Below are 17,453 nucleotides of genomic sequence, written 5' to 3'. Positions count from 1 at the left end.
AAACCCATTGGCACTTATACCGTAACGGAAAAGAGCGGCTCTGCCCAGGCTGATCACTCAGTCCGGGCAGCGGCGCCCTTTTTACATTCCTGTATTAATCCCGTTTTTTATAATATCTCATGCTTAAATGATTCCACATCATCAATCAAAATCGCCTTTGCCAGTTCCAAATCTCCGGACTCAATGGCCGCTACCAGATGGACATGGTTGGTTCCATCGGAAACCTTACTTTCATTCCATAGCTTTGTAAAATATTGGTTGGATATCCTGGTACAGATATTCATAGCATCTGCCAGTGATTTCTGTATATAGCCGTTCCCGCAGTAGCTGCACAATGTTCTGTGAAAAAGATTATTGGCTTCCCAGTGTATCTTTGAGTCCCTGGTATCGATAAGCCGTGCCGCCTCTTCGTTTTGACGTTTTAATTCATCAATCTGTTCTTTGGTAAGGCGGAAAAAACATAACTCCAGAGCGCCCAATTCAATCACTTTCCTGTATTCTATAATCTCCATTATCTGGCTTGGAAGTATCGCAGTAAGCTGGTAGCCGAATCTTGGAATATTATTAAGCACCTCTTCACTGCACAGCTGTACCAGGGCCTCTCTCACCGGAGTCTTGCTGACCCCGTATTTTTCTATGATTGTTCTTTCATTAATAATATCATTTGCCTGGTATACGCCATCCAGGATATCTTTCAATATGCCCTCATACACCTGGTTTTTTATAGATTGGCCCTGCATCATGTTTCCCCTTTTTCTTTTCGTTATTAGCCTTTTACAGCCCCTGCCATCATTCCAGCTTTCTGAAATGTCTGTAATATTAAATATAACACAATTATCGGAATAATTACAAGTGTTGTACCTGAAAGAATTACAGGCCAGGGCGTTGAAAGCCCTTCACTGACAGGCAGCAGAGAAATGGTGACCATCAGTGTATATTTCGCCTGTTTTCTTAAGAAGAGCAAAGGCCAGAAGAAGTCATTCCATCTGGCAATCAAGGTTACGGATGCCCAGGAAGCCAGAGCCGGCTTAATAACCGGCAGGATAATCCGCCAAAAGATCCCAAAATCCCTGCATCCGTCTATTTTAGCCGCCTCAATCAGTTCATCGGGCACGTCGCTTATATACTGGTGCATATAGAAAATACCTACAGCTGTAGCAATCCTCGGAATCACCAGGGACCATAAGCTGTTAATCAGATTCAGTTTCTTCATGATGACAAACATGGGAACAGCCCCTACCTCCGGCGGAACCAGCATGGTTGCAATAACAAAATAAAACAGGAAATTTCTTCCCGGAAACTTGTACTTTGCAAAGGCAAATCCTGCCAGAGAACAGAAGAACAGAGAAGTCACCGTTCCCATAACCGTGGTAAATACACTGTTAAAAAAGTTTGCAGCAACAGGTATCATGGAAAATAACTTGTTAAAGTTGCTTAACGTAGGATTTGCAATCCAAATGGACTGAAATCCGCTGATGCTTTCTGAAGTTGGCTTAATGGAAATCAGGCACATCCATAATATAGGAAGAATGCAGATCAGGGAGATTATGATTAATGCCCCATGAACTGCAAAGGATGCCAGATTTTTCTTATTCGTATATCCCATAATCTTTCCTCCTATAATTCTCCCTGTCTTTTCTTCACTGTCATCTGTATCATTGAAAGGACAGCCAGTATCACAATCAGGATTACGCCGATAGCGGACGCATAACCCATATTGAAAATATTAAATCCTGATTCATACATATACTGGAACAAGGATGTGTTGGACGTTCCCGGCCCAGGCAAAATGTAGGATTCATTAAAAATCTTCCAGCTGTCCACGGTAAGGGTAATGGAACAGAAAAACAGAATATTGCTCAGGGAAGGCAGGGTAATATAAAAAAACTGTTTCCACTTATTGGCACCATCCACAGTGGCTGCTTCATAGTAATCCCTGGGTATGTTTAACAGGCCGGAAAATACGATCATGGTAAACCAGGGGGTATTTCTCCACACGTTCAGCATAATAACCGGAATCTTTGAATACTTAGTACTGGTGAGCCAGGGGACCTTTTCCAATCCAAGGGAAACCAACAGTTCATTAAACAGGCCCACATTCTCATCAAAGAGCATTCTGAAAATCAATCCCATGGCAATGGCCGCACAAATATTAGGCAGGAATGTAACTGTCCTGAAAAATGCTTTTCCTTTGAGCAGATCGGAATTTAACAGGCTTGCAATGAGCACAGACAGCACCAGTATGAATAGAAGGCCTGTAATCCAGTATACTACGGTATTCCCCAGAGCATCCCAGAACATGTTGTCAATCAGCAGCTTCTTATAATTGCCAGCTCCACAAAACTTCGGCGTCCCGATCCCCTTCCAGCTGGTAAGGCTGATGTAAAAGGTCCAGATGGCAGGGATCAGCTGGAATACAAGAAACAACAGGAAAAACGGCAGTATGAACAGATAGGGGGCTTTATATTTATTCAATGTTTTAAGCATATGATTTCTCCTCACATTTTACAACGAAGAAAAACGGACTATGGGAGTTTTTCTTCGTTAACGCGGCACTTGCCTGATGAATGTGCTGGCATATTCCTCCGGCTTATGGCTGGCGCAAATACAAGGGGAAGGCAGTTCCTTCCCCTTATAAAGTTTTATGCTACTTGATGATTTCCGCCTGGCCGATTTTAGCCTTTAAGTTCTTATCCATATTGGCGATGGCCTGATCCATGGTCTGGTTGCCTGCCACGTAATTCTCAATCTCTGCCGAGATAATTCCATCTGCCTCTGCATCCTGAGGTGTGACAACCAGATTGGCTGCACCGTTCTCCAGACACTTGCCCTCTATCTCCCGGAAGGACATACCACCATAGAAACTGGAAGGCTCTTTCCAGAAGTCATCCTGAAGCATCTCTAAGGAAATAGGGTTGGCATATGGAGCATTCTGGGACTCCATGGATTTTACCCATGTATTCCTGGACTGGGTATCAAAGGTAAAATCTTTCCAAAGCTGTTCCAGAAGCCCGGCATATACGTTATCACCCTTGTTTACAATACAGAAATAGGATGATACAGGAGCCCCTGCCTTGCCAACGCCGTCAAAGACAGGGGAAGACATGACCCGCCACTGTCCTGCCGTCGACTGGCAGTTCTTTCTCATGAATTCATCCCAGAAGGCACCGATATAGAAGGTGGCCACTTTCTGCCCATTGATTTCATCATATAATGCAGGTTCCATGATTTCAGATTTTAACAGCAGCCCTTCGGAATATAAAGTGTCCAAAGTTCCCAAAGCCAGCTTTGTTCCTTCATCCTCTCCTATTACAATACTGCCGTTATCATCCCAGATTCTCCCATTGGCCTGAGGCATAAGGCCTCTTCTTCCCCAGTACCTCCAGGTCTTGCTGCTGGGGCTGATGTAGGATAAATATACCTCACCATTGCTCTTTTCCTTTAACAAGCGCCCTGCTTCCACATAACCGTCAAAAGTTTCCATCATCGCCGGATCCACACCGTATTTTTCAAATATGTCTTTGTTATAGAATAACACATTGGGGCGTACAGATTCCGGGAGTCCGTAAATCTTGCCATTTAATGCAGCATCATTGACGGCGCCTTCCACCATCTTATCCATGTAGGGCTTTAGGAAGTCTGTCTCATCCTTTAGGATCCCAGCCTGAGAAAGGTCCATGATATTCACCGGATCAAGATATGTAGCATCAGGAAGGTCGTCATCTGCGCCTGCCAATGCAGTCATGGTGATTTTTTCACGGCTCTGGGCATGTCCCTCTGTCTGCACAATCTCAATCTTTACGTCCGGTGCAATATCCTTGTGATCCGCCAGCCAGGCATCATAGTACTCCTGAAGATACTGGGGCTGGCCTGTACCGTAAATGGTGATGGTACCTGCCGGATAAACGGTTTTATCTTCTGCCGTACTTTTCTCCTCGTCTGCTGTCTGGGTGCCGTCACCGGCGGATGCCGTTGTACTGCCCGTACCGGCGCCGTTTCCCCCGCAGCCTGCGACCATGCCTGCTGTAATCACTGCTGCCAAAAAGCCTGCTACTGTTCTTTTCATTTTTTCTCCTCCTCTTACATCTCTCTTGCCGCTTCTGTGATTGCACGGATCCTCTCATAAGGAATCTCTGTAGGAAGTGTACAGTCAGCGCCAAGGATGAATGATGTTTTTCCATAATCACGAATTACCTTCTTAGCTTCTGCTTTCAGTTCATCTATGGTCCCTTCTACCATGACTCCGCTTCTGTTGGCAAGTCCGCCCATGACGGTTATGCCGTTGAATAGCCGTTTCCCCTCTTCAAGGCTGAAATCTGTCTCATAAATACCCCAGTTTACCACATCAGCCAAGCCGTTGTAGGATTCATATCTCTTCATATTTAAATTATTTTTACACATATGAAGGAAATTAATACCTCCTGCTTCTTTGGAAGCCTTTAATATCTCCTTGTCAAAAGGCTCCATCATTTCTGAAAATTCTTCATCCGTAAAGTAATGCTTCTCTCCGCCTAATGCTGCGTAATATATTCCATTGAGGCCCAGCTCCTTATATTTTACTGCCAGCTGGCACATGCCGTCTGCTATTCTCTTAAATGCTTCCAGAACCGGCTGTTTATTCTCCCTGATATGGGTACAGAACAATTCTCTTACGCTCTCATAACCATAACGCGCTTCAATGGGATGAATGGCGGATGCACAAATGCCGTGAAGCGTGCCCAGAGAGAATGCATCAGGATCTGCCTTATCCATGATTCTCTTTACCATCTCAATCTGGCTTTCCATGAAGGCATCATTCAAGGAATAGCGAGGTATTTTATTCCAGTCCTCAGGAGTCCTGATTTCCCCTGCGTCAGGAACCAGGTTCTCATTCATGATCTTGATGATATCCGTATCTGTCTGACGGAAAAATTCAAGATGGGACTCCACTCCCTTCTCTCCTTTTGCCTCGCTTTCCGGAAAATGTAATGAAAATCCGGTGGGCACATAATCCACCTCTCTTCCCTGGATTGCTGCCAAAACCCGCTCTCTCTTTGTCATAACCATATCTCCTTTGCTCTTCTGTTTATACTACTGATATTATCACTGTTATTATCAATTGTCAATATATCTTTCGTCATATTTTATACTTTTCTTGATATATTTTTTTAATTTTGTGCATTTTGTCTTTACATGCTGCTTTCTGACTACAGGAAGATGCACTTTACTTTACAAGGTTACGTATCATTACAATCCTGGGATTGTAACAGTTCCATAAATTTTCTTTTAAACACCTTGGAATGCCTCTGGTTTATACGGAAATGCACAAAAAAAGACATCTGTTATATAACAGATGTCTTAAAAAGTAGCGGAAGGGAGATTCGAACTCTCGACACCACGGGTATGAACCGTGTGCTCTGGCCAACTGAGCTATTCCGCCATATTTAATTGAATGGATAAGCATGTCCGCTTATCAATGGGACCTACAGGGCTCGAACCTGTGACCCTCTGCTTGTAAGGCAGATGCTCTCCCAGCTGAGCTAAGATCCCAGTGCTTTTTTTGTCCGGAAACCGTTTCATTTTCTTTCGTTCCCGACTGCTACATTAGTATAATATTAATTGTATTAATTGTCAACACTTTTTTGTCAATTTTTTTCATTTTTTCCTGTCTTTTTAAAAACCTCGGTTTTACGGGGAATCCTGTCATTTTTATGGGGTTGAATCGAGGAAATATGTCAGTAAATCTGGTTGATTCGCAATCAGGAGGTTGATAGATGCCTTTTCCCACCATCATTCCCCATGGAGAATATCAAACAACTCCTGATAATAAGATTTATAAATACTTCCCTTTCTCCATATGAAAGTAAAATCATGGATCAACTGAAAATCCTCCAATTCTATTCTTTTTAAAATGCCCCTGTTTAATTCCTCCTTTACCGCAGCCTCATAAAGAAATGTAATTCCCTGCCCTTTTGCCACCATTTGTTTCATGGCGCCAATGTTGCTGATTTCCATTATATTAAGGAAATCATGGAGCAGTAAATTCTTCCCTTCCAGATAACGCTCAAAGACATACCTGGTTCCTGAGCCGGGTTCCCGGATAAAAAGCCTTTCCCCCAGAAGATCTTCCACTTTTACGATCTCCCGCTGAAACTCATAGTCCGGGGCACAGACGGCTGCAAACGGTTCCGAGGCAAATACCAGAAAATCATATTCCCTTTTCTGGAAAAACCCCTCCACCAAAGCGAATTCAATCTCCCCTTCATTCAGTTTTAAAAGCAGCTCCCTGGTATCCCCAACCACCATCTGAACCGCTGTCTCCGGATAAAGACGAAGGAACCTTATGAGAGCTTCCGGCATCACATACTCTCCTATGGTCATGGTAGCACCAAACACCAGCCTCCCGCCTTTTCCCGATTGCTGCTCCATGATCTTCTTTAAATGCAGCTCATCATCCTTCATGGTTATGGCCGCCGATAAGAAGACTTTTCCCGCCTCCGTTAAATTCACCTTTTTTCCATTGTATTCAAACAGCCTGACTCCATACTTGTTTTCTAAATAATGGATATGATGGGATACAGCAGGCTGGGTGATATGAAGTTCACCGGCTGCCTTTGTAAAGTTCATGTAACGGCATACTTCAAGAAAAGTATCAATCCGAAAATCCAGCATAAATTATATTCTCCTTTTGATTCCTCCAATAACCATAACATATTTTTATGATTTAATAAATATAAATAATTTTATTTTATTGTTATTATCCAATATAATAAAGCCAGATCAAAAAGGAGGATTTAACTTATGAAAAAATACGCCCCAGGCGTTCTTCTCTGCCTTTTAATATCCGCTCCCGCATGGTTTCTAGGAAAAGCCTTCCCGGTTATCGGCGGCCCTGTTTTTGCCATTCTCATCGGCATGGCATTGGCACCGCTTGTAAAAGAGAAGGAATTTTTCCGGCCGGGAGTGGCTTTTGCTTCCAAAAAAATCCTGCAATACGCCGTGATACTCCTGGGCTTCTCCATGAATCTGGCTACGGTTCTTCAAAAGGGAAGGGAAGCCCTGCCAATCATCCTGGCAACCATCTCCACTTCCCTGTTGATTGCATACTTCCTTTCCCGTGCGCTGCGGCTTCCCGGCAAAACCTCCATTTTAATCGGCGTGGGCTCATCCATCTGCGGAGGTTCTGCCATTGCCGCAACAGCTCCGGTTATTGACGCCGATGACAGTGAAATCGCCCAGTCCATATCTGTCATCTTTTTTTTCAACATCATAGCCGCTCTGCTTTTTCCTGCTTTAGGTTCGGCTTTGGGGCTTTCCAACGAAGGCTTTGGCCTGTTTGCCGGAACTGCAATTAACGATACCTCTTCCGTAACGGCAGCCGCATCCGCCTGGGATGGCATGTACGGCAGCAACACCCTGGAAGCAGCCACTATCGTAAAACTGACCAGAACCCTGGCCATCATCCCCATTACGCTGTTTTTGGCGTGCTACAAAACCGGAAAAGAGAAAAAAGCTTCGGAACGCTCCATCTCCATTGGGAAAGTTTTTCCGTCTTTTGTACTCTTTTTCCTGCTTGCTTCCATAATCACCACGGCATTTCCCATACCAGCAGGCATTACCGGTTCATTAAAAGACTTAAGCAAGCTCTTTATTATCCTTGCTATGGGAGCGATCGGAACCAATACTGATTTAATCAAGCTGATACGGACAGGCAAAAAGCCTCTTTTATTAGGTTTTTGCTGCTGGCTTGGAATATCTGTGGTAAGCCTGGTCCTTCAAATAATTCTAGGAATCTGGTAAAGCCAGATGCAGGAATGGAGTAATTCCTGCGACTGACGCATTAACAGAAATAAAACGGCCAGGAAACATGGATTTCATGTTCCTGGCCAACCTTATTTAATCTTCTTTTTTCAAATACACTGTCTTATTATTGTTTTTATTCTCCCGGACCTCTAACTGTCCAATGCTGTTGACAAATTTTGAGAAGGTGGAATACCCGTAATCCTTTACCTTGAAATCAGCAAATTTCCGGTGTATGCCATTTCCCAGAGCCGCCAGCTCCATACCGTTCTTTCCGCTGCCCTTTACCATCCCCACTGCAAAATCATCCAGTTCCTGCTTTTTGGTGCGGTTATCCTTCATCCGGACAGTTACCACATTATTGGATTTTTTCAGCTCAAAGCCGCCCATTTCCTCCAAAAATTTGGACAGGGAGCTGTAACCGTAGTTTCTCACATCAAAATCAGAGTATTTTTTCACAAGGCGGTTGCCGATCTCTCCCAGGCCTGTTGCCTTATTTTTATCTTCATTTTCTAAAAGAATCGAAGTGATATCCTGTTCGATCACCTCTTTTCCTATGGCGCCTCCTCCTGTACCATCCTCTTCCTGATCGAGGAGGACCTCAAGATTGGTGAAAACCGTGCAGGCCGCCCGGAAGGATTTGGGAGTCTTATCCTCCCCCATTCCGATGACTTCCTTGCCGGACTCCCGAAGTCTGCTGGCTAAGCGGGTGAAATCGCTGTCACTGGATACGATGCAGAATCCATCTACATTATCCGTATAGAGCAAGTCCATAGCATCAATAATAAGGGCTGAATCGGTTGCATTCTTTCCTACGGTATTGGAGAATTGCTGGATTGGGGTGATCGAATTCTCCAAAAGCTCCATTTTCCATTTTCCCATCTGGGAACTTGTCCAATCCCCGTAGATCCTTTTGTAAGTAATAACACCATATCGGGTCATTTCATCCAGAATACTTGTAATATACTTTGCCGAGATATTATCCGAATCAATCAATACTGCAAATTTCTTGTCACTCAACACTCTGCTCTCCCGTCTTTTTAATTTTCTTTTTTTCTGTCAATTCGATTCTGCTTTTCCATTATATTTCATTTTTCCATTTATTACAATATCATTACAGTGGTTAAAATGGGAGAATTTTTGTAACGTATTTTAATTTATTTCAACCATACTAAGAAAGAAAGGTCAAATGAATCAATGAAACACCTTTGCCCTGAAAGGATGGGCAGGAAAGTAGAAAGGAGTGTTATTATGAATTCATGTGAATGTGGCACAACAAAGCCTAATCTTGCTACACCAACAAAAACAGTTCAACTGGGTATTGCTACGATCCCCATGCAGCCCTGGGAACAGCCTTATGATCCTCAGACAGCTTTAAAACATGGAACTATTTTTCCATCCCTCAATCTTCCTTTTTATGTAACGGGAGGTGAACAGTAATGGCAGATCAAAAAACTCTTTTAAAGCAGATCACGGAAGTAAGCTTTACTGTTAATGATTTAACATTGTATTTAGATACTCATCCAGTGGATGAAAATGCATTAACAGCCTTTAAGCAGGCCATGGAACAAAGAAAACAGCTTTTAAAAACCTATGCGGAAAACTTTGAACCTCTCACCATAAACTGTGTCTGCCCTGATACCAACAACAAAACAGAAACTAATACAAAATATGCGGGTCAAAAGCATTTCACCTGGGTAGACGGTCCGTTACCTTGGGAAGGAGGTAATTTATAATGTGGAATTATGAAAAAAGATTGCAGTTCCCTGTAAACATCAAAGAAACATGCCCGAAAACAGCCTCTCTCATTATCAGTCAGTTTGGCGGACCTGATGGAGAGCTGGCAGCTTCCATGCGTTATCTTTCCCAAAGATATTCCATGCCATGCAAGGAAGTTGGGGGACTTTTAACAGATATTGGTACGGAAGAGCTTGGGCATCTGGAGATGATCTGCTCTATCATTTATCAGCTGACGAAAAATCTGACTGTGGAACAGGCTAAGACTGCAGGGTTTGATGCCTACTATATTGACCATACAACAGCCCTCTGGCCCACTGCTGCGGCCGGAGTTCCTTTTAATGCCTGTGAATTCCAGTCCAAGGGCGATGCCATTACCGACTTGACCGAAGACCTGGCAGCCGAGCAAAAGGCAAGGACAACCTATGACAACTTGATCAGGATCATACCGAATCCTGATGTAAGAGAACCATTAAAATTCCTTCGGGAAAGGGAAATCGTGCATTTCCAGCGGTTTGGTGAAGCTCTTGAAAATATCAAATCCAATTTGAATTCTAAAAACTTTTATTATTTTAACCCGGAATTTGATAAGCAATTTGTCAAATCCTCAATGCAATAATAAAAAATGCTGGAACAGGTTTTCCTCCTGTCCCAGCATTTTTTATTTATTTTTAATTCTGGCGATATCGACCAGAGTCAGTTCTTTGGCTTTGTTCTCCATGCTTGTCACTAAGGCCGCTGCCGTATCTAAGGAAGTCAAAACCGTTACACCGGTCTCAATAGCATTTCTCCGGATAACAAATCCGTCCCTGCTTCTGTCCGCTCCCTGAGTCGGCGTATCAATGACCAGATCGATCTCATGGCCCAGGATTAAGTCCAGAAGGTTTGGTGATTCCTGTTCCAGCTTGCGGACCATAAGAGCTTTTATCCCATGGCTGTTAAGCACTCTGGCCGTTCCTGAGGTGGAAAATATCTTATATCCCTGAGCCTGGAATCTTCTGGCGATGTCAATGATCTCCTCCTTATCGGAATCCTTCACGGTTATGATCATGTTTTTATGCCTTGGAAGCTTGATCCCTGCTCCTGCAAACGCCTTGTAAAGAGCCTCATTAAAGGTCTTTGCTATCCCTAAGCACTCTCCTGTTGATTTCATCTCCGGACCAAGGCTTACATCGGCGCCCCGGATCTTTTCAAAGGAGAATACCGGCATTTTAACAGCGATATAATCTGCTTCCGGTGAAAGCCCTGGTTCATATCCCAGTTCCCTGATGGAATGCCCGCAGATGACCTGGGTCGCCAAGGGGACGATGGGAATTCCGGTCACCTTGCTGATATAAGGCACGGTACGGGAAGACCGGGGATTTACCTCAATGACATATACATCCTCCCCGCTTACAATGAACTGAATGTTGATCATTCCCTTAACGTGCAGGGCTTTGGAAAGCCTTCTTGTATATTCCACCAGCTTTTCCTTTACTGTTTCACTTATGCTCTGAGCCGGATATATGGAGATGCTGTCGCCGGAGTGCACGCCGGCCCTTTCTATATGCTCCATGATCCCGGGAATCAGAATATCCTCACCGTCGCAAACCGCGTCCACTTCGATTTCCTTGCCTGGGATATATTTATCTACCAGAATGGGGTGATCCTGTGCGATCTGGTTGATGATCCCAATAAATTCATCGATATCCTGGTCAGAGATGGCAATCTGCATCCCCTGGCCGCCCAGCACATAGGAGGGTCTTACTAATACCGGATATCCAAGCTCTCCTGCCACCCTCTTGGCTTCTTTTGCCGTGAATACCGTCTGGCCCGCAGGTCTTGGGATCCCGCAATCCTCCAGAATCTTATCAAACAGCTCCCGGTCCTCTGCTGCATCCACATCCTCTGCAGAAGTTCCCAGAATGGGGATTCCCATATTCATCAGGGCTTCCGTCAGCTTAATGGCCGTCTGGCCCCCGAACTGGACCACAGCCCCGTCAGGCTTTTCCATGTCAACGATGCTCTCCACATCCTCCGGGGTAAGGGGTTCAAAATACAGCTTATCTGCAATATCAAAATCCGTGCTCACAGTCTCCGGATTATTATTGACTATGATCGTCTCATAGCCTTCCCTTCTAAAGCTCCATGTGCTGTGGACCGAACAGAAGTCAAACTCAATTCCCTGGCCGATGCGGATAGGACCGGAGCCAAGGACCAGCACTTTCTTTTTTCCGGTTGTTTTTACTGCCTCATTCTCACTTCCAAAGCAGGAATAATAGTAAGGAGTTTCAGCGGCAAATTCGGCGGCGCAGGTATCCACCATTTTAAATGCGGCTGTAATGCCGTTATCTTTTCTCATCCGGCGGATTTCTTCCAAAGAAATACCTGTCAGCCTGGAAATGACTGTATCCGGAAACTCAATCCGCTTTGCTTCCTTTAGCAGCTCCAGAGTAAGAGGCCCCTTCTTAAGGGCTTCTTCCATTTCCACAAGGATTGCCAGCTTATCAATGAACCACACATCAACTTTTGTAATATCATGGATCAGTTCATAGGAAAAGCCTCTTCTTAATGCTTCGGCAATGATCCAGATCCTTCGGTCATCCACAAGATGCAGGGTCTCAGCCAGTTCTTCATCCGTAAGCCCTGTAAAATCATAGGACATCAGGCTGTCCACATGCTGTTCCAGTGAACGGATCGCCTTCATAAGACCGCCCTCAAAGTTGGTGCAAATGCTCATGACCTCACCGGTGGCCTTCATCTGGGTTCCCAAATTCCTCTTGGCGCTCAAGAATTTATCAAAGGGAAGGCGGGGCATCTTGACCACGCAGTAATCCAGCATCGGCTCAAAGCTGGCGTAGGTTTTCTTTGTCACCGCATTCTTTATTTCGTCCAGGGTATAGCCCATTGCGATCTTTGCCGCAACTTTTGCAATGGGATAACCGGTTGCCTTGGAGGCCAGAGCCGAGGATCGGCTGACCCTGGGATTTACCTCGATCACGCAATACTCAAAGCTTTCCGGGTGAAGGGCATACTGTACGTTGCAGCCTCCTGTGATTCCCAGCTCGCTGATGATCTTTAAGGCAGAGGTGCGCAGCATCTGGTATTCCTTATCCCCCAGGGTCTGGGAAGGGGCCACCACAATGCTGTCTCCGGTATGAACGCCCACCGGATCGATGTTTTCCATATTACATACGGTGATCACATTGCCGGCGCCGTCACGCATCACCTCGTATTCGATCTCCTTCCAGCCTGCGATGCAGCGTTCCACAAGAACCTGTCCCACGCGGGATAAGCGGAGTCCATTCTCTAAAATCTCCCGACACTCTCCTGGATTATCAGCAATTCCTCCCCCGGAGCCTCCCAGGGTATAGGCAGGACGAAGCACCACAGGATATCCGATCGCTTCAGCCACCTTAAGGCCGTCCTCCACATGTTCTACGATATCAGAGGGTGCCACCGGTTCGCCGATCTTTTCCATGGTCTCTTTAAACAGCTCCCGGTCCTCCGCCTTCTTAATGGTAAGAGCCGTAGTTCCGATCAGGCGCACCTTATGCTCTTTTAAAAATCCCTTATCTTCCAGTTCCATGGCAAGGTTTAAGCCGGCCTGTCCACCAAGAGTGGGAAGTACGCTGTCCGGTTTTTCTTTTAAAATGAGCTGTTCCACCACCTCTACGGTAAGGGGTTCAATGTAAACTTTATCCGCAATATCCTTATCCGTCATGATGGTTGCCGGATTAGAGTTTAGCAGGACCACTTCGACCCCTTCTTCTTTCAGGGAACGGCAGGCCTGGGTTCCGGCATAATCAAATTCAGCTGCCTGGCCGATGATAATAGGCCCGGAGCCAAGAACGAGCACTTTTTTAATATCCTGATTCTTCGGCATTATTTTCCTACCTCCATCATTTTTATAAACCGGTCGAATAAGTAGCTGGAATCCTGGGGACCCGGACAGGCTTCCGGGTGGTACTGTACGGTAAATATGTTTTTGTTCGTATATTTCAGTCCCTCATTGGTCCCGTCATTTACATTGATAAAGGCAGGAACCGCCACTGCTGGATCGATGGTATCCACATCCACCACGTAGCCGTGATTCTGAGAGGAAATATACACCCGGCCTGTTTCTAAATCCTTTACTGGATGATTGCCGCCCCTATGGCCGTATTTCAGCTTATGGGTATCCGCACCTGTGGCAAGGGCCATGAGCTGGTGTCCCAGACAGATGGCAAAAACCGGCACATCGGATTCGTATAATTTCTTTATCTCTTCAATAATCTCCACACATTCCTTGGGATCCCCAGGCCCGTTGGACAACATGATTCCGTCCGGACGGCCGGAAAGGATCTCTTCTGCTTTCGCCGTTGCAGGGTAAACGATCACCTCACAACCTCTCTCCTGTAAGGAGCGGGCAATATTTTTCTTAGCTCCAAGATCCAGAAGAGCCACCTTTTTCCCGCCGCCGGGAAGAACATATTTCTCCCTGCAGGTAGCTCTCTCCACCACACCAGTCACGGAATATGTTTTCATACGCAAAATGACTTCGTCAAGATCAAAACTTTCATTCGTAGTGATCATGCCGTTCATGGTTCCTTTTTCTCTTAAAATTTTTGTAAGGGCTCTCGTATCGATACCACTGATACCTGGAATGTTATGTTCATTTAAGAAATGCTGAAGGGTATCCCCGCTTCTAAAGTTGCTGGGAATTCTAGATAATTCTCTGACAATGTAGCCATCCGGCCAAGGTTTTAATGATTCCATGTCTTCATGACAAATTCCGTAATTACCAATCAGGGGGTAAGTCATAACAACCGCCTGCCCTGCATAGGAGGGGTCGGTTAGGACTTCTAAATAACCTGTCATGGAAGTATTGAATACGATTTCACTGATCACTTCCTGGGTTGAACCGATGCTCGATCCTGTAAACACAGTACCGTCTTCCAGTATTAAAAAAGCTTTCATACGCAAAGTCCTGTCCTTTCTTAATGCTATGGTTGTTGAGCCTGCTTAAATGTTTCTGCATGTCTGAACATTAATGCCCAAATTGAATAGATTATACATGATACTGCGACATTTTTCAACTGTTTTCTTCTTATAAATTTTTCTTTTATTTTCTTATAAATACTGCATATTTAATTATTCCGGCTAAAAACCTTGCATAATAATACAAAGTACAAGGATATTCTTTCAAAAGTATACTTTCGGGACAATCCGCACAGACTAAGGCTGAGGTGATAAATCATGATTGATAACAGCGAACTGCCCATTGGCTTTACCATGGAGTTAGCGCAGCACTCGGATATTCTGACTCGTTTTGCCGGCCTTTCAGAAAAAGAGAGAGACAGGATCGTAGACGGAGCCAGAAACGTTGACAGCCGGGATGAAATGCGAAACTATGTGGAGTCCATGTTTCAAGAAACAAAATCATCCTTTTTTTAAAAGCTTCCCGCAGGATTAAAATTTATCTTAACCTGCGGGTGCTTTTGTAATTATTCCTTTTCCCCCTTAATATATTTAATAATAATCAATTCATTAAGGGGCATTCTATGAAAAAATACATAACAGCCGTAGCCCAGGAAACCAACGCTTCCGGCGACCAGCAAGCCACATATACCGGCATTCTTCAGGTAAACGTCGTTTCCCAGGAAAACAACTTTCCCGTCCGGGATGCGGAGGTTTCCATTGCCTACAAAGGAGATCCTGAAAGTACAGTGGAACAGCTTACCACCAATTCTTCCGGCCAGACGGAGCAGGTCAGCCTAGCTGCTCCTCCCCTTGACTTAAGCTTATCCCCCGGCCTCGCCCAGCCTTACTCGGAATACGTCGTTAATATCCGGGCCCAGGGATTTGAGCCCGTCGCCATCTCCGGCACGGAAATCCTTCCGGACACCACAGCCATACAGCCGGTACGCATGGTTCCGATCCAGGATGCAGTATCTCCGGACGTTCCCATTGTTATTCCGGACCACACCCTATATGGAGAATATCCCCCAAAAATTGCGGAAGATGAAGTAAAAGCAGTGGCAGAGACCGGAGAAATCGTTTTAAGCCGGGTGGTAATCCCCCAGACAATCGTGGTCCACGACGGAGTCCCTACCGATCCGACGGCTACCAATTATTACGTCCCATATCTTGACTATATTAAAAACGTGGCTTCCAGCGAAATTTATGCAACCTGGCCCCGGCCTACGATAACTGCCAATGTCCTTGCTATTATGAGCTTTACTTTAAACCGGGTTTATACGGAATGGTATAGGAACCAGGGATATAATTTCACCATTACATCTTCCACAGCCTTTGACCATAAATGGATCTATGGACGAAACATTTATGAAAGCATTTCCCAGGTCGTTGACGAAATCTTTAACAATTACTTATCCCGCCCCGGCATCCGGCAGCCCATACTTACCCAGTACTGTGACGGCAACAGGGTCCAATGCCCGAACTGGATGACTCAGTGGGGGAGTTTAAGGCTTGGAGAACAAGGCTACTCCGCTATTGAAATATTGCGGCATTTTTACGGAAGCAATATGTATATCAACACCGCCGAACAGGTATCCGGAATCCCCTCCTCCTTCCCCGGTTATAACTTAACCATCGGCGCCAGCGGAGATAGTGTTCGCCAGGTCCAGGAACAGCTTGATACAATCGCTACCGTCTACACTGCGATTCCACGCATCACGGCCGACGGAATCTATGGCCAGGCAACCGCAAATGCAGTCCGGCAGTTCCAGTCCATCTTCGGGCTTCCGGTAACCGGTATCATCGACTTCGCAACATGGTACAGAATCTCTCACATTTATGTAGGAATTACCCGAATCGCAGAATACTCTTAAAAAAAAGTTCATAATGCCCTAAGATATATCCGCATTTTTATCAGGCAAGCATATAAAAAAGGAGGAAACCATTCCTCCTTTTTCTATACTCTTTATCCTTCTCCCCCCAGCATCTCAGCTGCCACATATCCCAGTAAAGCAAGAGCGATTCCTCCAAGCAGCTCATACAGCTTCACCATTTCCCACGGCATATCCCATAATATGACAAAAGGAGAGGAAAACACCAGGCCTATGATAACCCGGTACATCTGGCGTTTATGGCGGGTAAGAAGACTTTCCACCACTTTTGCAAATAGAAAAACACCTATCAAAAGACCTGCTGCATAAGGCGCAAGCACCCTTCCATTGAACAAAAGGCTTGGGACATCAAAGGAAGACAGAGCTCTTATGCAGGCATTGTTTGTTTGCAGTATAGGTTCATAAAAACCCAGCATCATCATAATCATGGACCCGCTCACTCCCGGAACCACCATGGTGGCCGCTGCTACCAGGCCTACCAGAAACATCGTGAATACCCAGAACTTTTCGGAAGAAAGATAAGCCGCACCGGAAGCCATATTCATTCCCTCTCCGCTGCTGCCGGAGGTAATGGTTGCTTCAGCGATAAAGGTGATGAGAATGACTACGCCGCAAGTGAGAGCAGCCGTTAATATCCCTTTTCTTCTGTCTGCCCGGTCTTTTGAAAATGATTTTTGAAACAAGGTAGGAAGCCCGCCCCCAATCAATCCCAAAAATGCCATTTTGGTCTGGAGCGGATATGTATGGAAAAGATATTCAAATGCCAGAGACAGAAAAACAATGCCGGCCACCGCTCCCAGCCCATAGGGAAGGAGAATCCGCAGGCTTTTTAAAGGCTCCCGAAACAGCTGCGTTACCGCATGAATGATCTTATCATACACTCCCATGGTAATGGCTAACATTCCCCCGCTGATGCCGGGAAGTATGTTCGCCACACCAATGATAACACCCTTTAGAAGTTCACTGATATACTCCAAGCAATTCCTCCTGAATTTATAGATATGGTATATCCTATGCCTTTTTAACCGCTTCTAATACATTTTTCCCCTGGTTCCAGCTATCACCTGCCAACACGTTAAGCGGATGACAAAAAGCCGCAAGGACATT

General features: G+C 45.1%; 16 protein-coding genes and 2 tRNA genes. 6 read left to right on the top strand and 12 right to left on the bottom strand.

Annotated elements, in window-relative coordinates; all coding sequences use genetic code 11:
* Nucleotides 1-107 precede the first annotated feature (107 nt).
* The 8 genes from RT269_RS05260 to RT269_RS05225 form a co-directional block, all read right to left on the bottom strand.
* Nucleotides 108-743: a GntR family transcriptional regulator gene (locus RT269_RS05260; RefSeq protein ID WP_313181023.1), complete on the bottom strand. Its 636-nt coding sequence runs from the start codon at nucleotides 741-743 to the stop codon at nucleotides 108-110.
* A 23-nt stretch (nucleotides 744-766) separates the two neighbouring features.
* Nucleotides 767-1,606: a carbohydrate ABC transporter permease gene (locus RT269_RS05255; RefSeq protein WP_313181021.1), complete on the bottom strand. Its 840-nt coding sequence runs from the start codon at nucleotides 1,604-1,606 to the stop codon at nucleotides 767-769.
* A gap of 11 nt (nucleotides 1,607-1,617) precedes the next feature.
* Nucleotides 1,618-2,487, bottom strand: coding sequence for a carbohydrate ABC transporter permease (locus RT269_RS05250; RefSeq protein WP_313181019.1), 870 nt, complete (start codon nucleotides 2,485-2,487; stop codon nucleotides 1,618-1,620).
* A gap of 160 nt (nucleotides 2,488-2,647) precedes the next feature.
* Entirely contained in the window at nucleotides 2,648-4,066 is a 1,419-nt protein-coding gene (locus tag RT269_RS05245; protein WP_313181017.1) for an ABC transporter substrate-binding protein, read from the bottom strand.
* A 14-nt stretch (nucleotides 4,067-4,080) separates the two neighbouring features.
* A complete protein-coding gene (locus RT269_RS05240) occupies nucleotides 4,081-5,040 on the bottom strand; it encodes a uroporphyrinogen decarboxylase family protein (RefSeq protein ID WP_313181016.1) in 960 nt (319 codons plus the stop codon).
* A 305-nt stretch (nucleotides 5,041-5,345) separates the two neighbouring features.
* A tRNA-Met gene (locus RT269_RS05235) sits at nucleotides 5,346-5,419 on the bottom strand.
* Nucleotides 5,420-5,456: 37 nt separating this feature from the next.
* Nucleotides 5,457-5,529 (bottom strand) — tRNA-Val (locus RT269_RS05230).
* A 240-nt stretch (nucleotides 5,530-5,769) separates the two neighbouring features.
* Nucleotides 5,770-6,651, bottom strand: coding sequence for a LysR family transcriptional regulator (locus tag RT269_RS05225; protein WP_313181015.1), 882 nt, complete (start codon nucleotides 6,649-6,651; stop codon nucleotides 5,770-5,772).
* A gap of 129 nt (nucleotides 6,652-6,780) precedes the next feature.
* On the opposite strand from RT269_RS05225, the gene RT269_RS05220 reads away from it, so the two are divergent.
* Nucleotides 6,781-7,779, top strand: coding sequence for a YeiH family protein (locus RT269_RS05220; RefSeq protein WP_313181013.1), 999 nt, complete (start codon nucleotides 6,781-6,783; stop codon nucleotides 7,777-7,779).
* A 96-nt stretch (nucleotides 7,780-7,875) separates the two neighbouring features.
* Here RT269_RS05220 and RT269_RS05215 read toward each other — a convergent pair whose 3' ends face one another.
* Nucleotides 7,876-8,799: an NYN domain-containing protein gene (locus RT269_RS05215; protein ID WP_313181011.1), complete on the bottom strand. Its 924-nt coding sequence runs from the start codon at nucleotides 8,797-8,799 to the stop codon at nucleotides 7,876-7,878.
* A 231-nt stretch (nucleotides 8,800-9,030) separates the two neighbouring features.
* On the opposite strand from RT269_RS05215, the gene RT269_RS05210 reads away from it, so the two are divergent.
* From RT269_RS05210 to RT269_RS05200, 3 genes are read left to right on the top strand one after another with little or no spacing between them, the layout of a single operon-like run.
* Entirely contained in the window at nucleotides 9,031-9,219 is a 189-nt protein-coding gene (locus tag RT269_RS05210; RefSeq protein WP_313181009.1) for a spore coat associated protein CotJA, read from the top strand.
* Complete coding sequence (locus RT269_RS05205) at nucleotides 9,219-9,515, top strand: spore coat protein CotJB (RefSeq protein ID WP_312426723.1); 297 nt, start codon at nucleotides 9,219-9,221, stop codon at nucleotides 9,513-9,515. Before RT269_RS05210 ends, RT269_RS05205 begins: the two co-directional genes overlap by 1 nt.
* Nucleotides 9,515-10,135: a manganese catalase family protein gene (locus tag RT269_RS05200; RefSeq protein ID WP_313181008.1), complete on the top strand. Its 621-nt coding sequence runs from the start codon at nucleotides 9,515-9,517 to the stop codon at nucleotides 10,133-10,135. Before RT269_RS05205 ends, RT269_RS05200 begins: the two co-directional genes overlap by 1 nt.
* Nucleotides 10,136-10,177: 42 nt before the next feature.
* Here RT269_RS05200 and carB read toward each other — a convergent pair whose 3' ends face one another.
* Together carB and RT269_RS05190 are read right to left on the bottom strand one after the other, a co-directional pair.
* Nucleotides 10,178-13,381 (bottom strand): carbamoyl-phosphate synthase large subunit, encoded by a 3,204-nt coding sequence (gene carB, locus RT269_RS05195; RefSeq protein ID WP_313181006.1) that lies wholly within the window; start codon nucleotides 13,379-13,381, stop codon nucleotides 10,178-10,180.
* On the bottom strand, nucleotides 13,381-14,454 hold the full coding sequence (locus RT269_RS05190) for a carbamoyl phosphate synthase small subunit (protein WP_313181005.1): 1,074 nt from the start codon (nucleotides 14,452-14,454) through the stop codon (nucleotides 13,381-13,383). The genes carB and RT269_RS05190 overlap by 1 nt, the downstream gene beginning before the upstream one ends.
* A gap of 279 nt (nucleotides 14,455-14,733) precedes the next feature.
* Between RT269_RS05190 and RT269_RS05185 the strand changes: the two genes are divergently transcribed.
* The gene (locus RT269_RS05185) at nucleotides 14,734-14,931 is read left to right on the top strand and encodes a hypothetical protein (RefSeq protein ID WP_038278888.1); all 198 of its coding nucleotides are present in this window, start codon (nucleotides 14,734-14,736) and stop codon (nucleotides 14,929-14,931) included.
* Nucleotides 14,932-15,038: 107 nt separating this feature from the next.
* Nucleotides 15,039-16,328: a peptidoglycan-binding protein gene (locus RT269_RS05180; RefSeq protein WP_313181001.1), complete on the top strand. Its 1,290-nt coding sequence runs from the start codon at nucleotides 15,039-15,041 to the stop codon at nucleotides 16,326-16,328.
* A 92-nt stretch (nucleotides 16,329-16,420) separates the two neighbouring features.
* Here the strand turns inward: RT269_RS05180 and RT269_RS05175 are convergent, their stop codons facing one another.
* On the bottom strand, nucleotides 16,421-17,323 hold the full coding sequence (locus tag RT269_RS05175; protein WP_313181000.1) for a DUF368 domain-containing protein: 903 nt from the start codon (nucleotides 17,321-17,323) through the stop codon (nucleotides 16,421-16,423).
* Between the last annotated feature and the right edge of the window lie 130 nt (nucleotides 17,324-17,453).

It is taken from the genome of Lacrimispora sp., assembly GCF_032078915.1.
In the GTDB taxonomy this organism is placed as follows: domain Bacteria; phylum Bacillota; class Clostridia; order Lachnospirales; family Lachnospiraceae; genus Lacrimispora.
Note: the sequence above shows the minus strand (reverse complement) of the source record. Positions and strands in the feature narration are given on the sequence as shown.